The sequence below is a fragment of the Taylorella asinigenitalis ATCC 700933 genome, assembly GCF_000687755.1.
GTDB classification, from domain to species: Bacteria; Pseudomonadota; Gammaproteobacteria; order Burkholderiales; family Burkholderiaceae_B; genus Taylorella; species Taylorella asinigenitalis.
Window position 1 is genome coordinate 1 of record NZ_JHXN01000040.1, and the last position, 1,427, is coordinate 1,427.

General features: G+C 51.9%; 2 protein-coding genes. Both read right to left on the minus strand.

Going from position 1 to position 1,427, the window contains the following annotated elements; translation table 11 throughout:
- Nucleotides 1-952, minus strand: a 952-nt coding sequence (locus T432_RS09015) for an MFS transporter (RefSeq protein WP_028884789.1), incomplete at its 3' end; no start/stop codon positions are given.
- Nucleotides 953-962: 10 nt separating this feature from the next.
- Nucleotides 963-1,427, minus strand: a 465-nt coding sequence (locus T432_RS09020) for a hypothetical protein (protein ID WP_028884790.1), incomplete at its 5' end; no start/stop codon positions are given.

The following is a 1,427-nucleotide window of genomic DNA, read 5'->3' on the forward strand; positions in this document are numbered from 1 at the left end:
CACCTGAGATCCCGAAGATGGCGAATCCCAGAATTGAGAGCCACTTGTTCCCGGCACCAAGCAGGAATAGTTCCGCCGCGCAGATGAGGAAAGCAGTTGCTAGGATGATATTCTTCACGTCGAATTTCTTTATCATCCTTCTGTAGAAGAGGCTTGATATCAGGATACCGACCCCTTCAACAGTGTAGAGGGCGCCCTTGATCCCGACGTTTTGCTGCAGGGTACTGATGCCAATAACGAAGATGTTAAATCCGGCAATAAAGATATATGGAATAAGGTTTATTGTCAGCGCGAAGACTAATTCCCTACTATTCCCAATCAGGCGCAGAACCTCGGTAAACGCCATTTTTCGGGAGTCCACCTGATTGTGCCGGTTGCTCGTGGCATCTTCATCTATACGGATCAGCCAAGTCTGGAGCGCGATGACAACGTAGGAAAGCATAGCCAGCTGGTAGGACACTTCCAAATTATCGTTGACTATGAGTAGACCGCCGAATGTAGTGCCGATGATCCTGGCGAGCGTGATCAGGTTGAAGTTCCACATGTTCGCCATAGCTAGAGCTTGCCCTGACGCGACTAGTGGGAATGTGGCACGCAAGGCTGGGTAGTAGAAAGACGTGACTAGTCCTCCGATGAGGGTACTGATGACGGCGAATACGATAGACCGTTGTTCTATTGCTAGTAGCATCAATGCCGGTGCTAGGATCCTCAAGGCACTACTCACCTTCAGGATGAGCTGTTTAGCGTGCTGATCGACGACCCGTCCTGCAATTGGCCCAATCGCCAGACCGAGAAGAGATGGCACAATTAGGAAAAGGGCTTGGTTGAACGTTGAAGAAAGAACCTGTTGTAGGAATTGGAGTGTTCCGACGAAGCCGATCCACATTCCCGTTTCCGAGACAATACTTCCAGCAAGCAAGATCCAGAGCGTATTGTTGACGTTTTTCCTCATGGCTCACCTTTCAAAAGCACCACTCTTGGAAATAGGTTGTATAAGGGCCACTCAAGGCCCAGGACGAAATCCAGGCTTCCACTCCGTGCTCTAAAGAGCCGTACCATCTCAGAGAGTTTAGAAACGTTAGCCAGGAAAACTCATCGCGCCAGCCGACGACCAGCGACCCGATGTTATTCGCTACGGTCGTGTTTCCCTCTTCGAAAACCGAGAGGTCAAGGGCAAACATATCCCCCGACAGTTCATGGACGCTCTCCACGAACGGCACCCCCGCTTTAATTAGGGGAAGAAGCGGAGGGTTGCACGAGTAACTCCCGATGTACAGATCTGTGAGAAACGGTTTCGAGAGGCCACCGTGCCCAGAACTGCCGTGCGTATCCCCTTCCTGTGCCAGCCGCCCTCGCGGGGACATGACGAATTCCCCGTTCATCACGAAGGCCGCCGAGGAGTGGGGGGTGCCGTCCAAGTCAAAAGC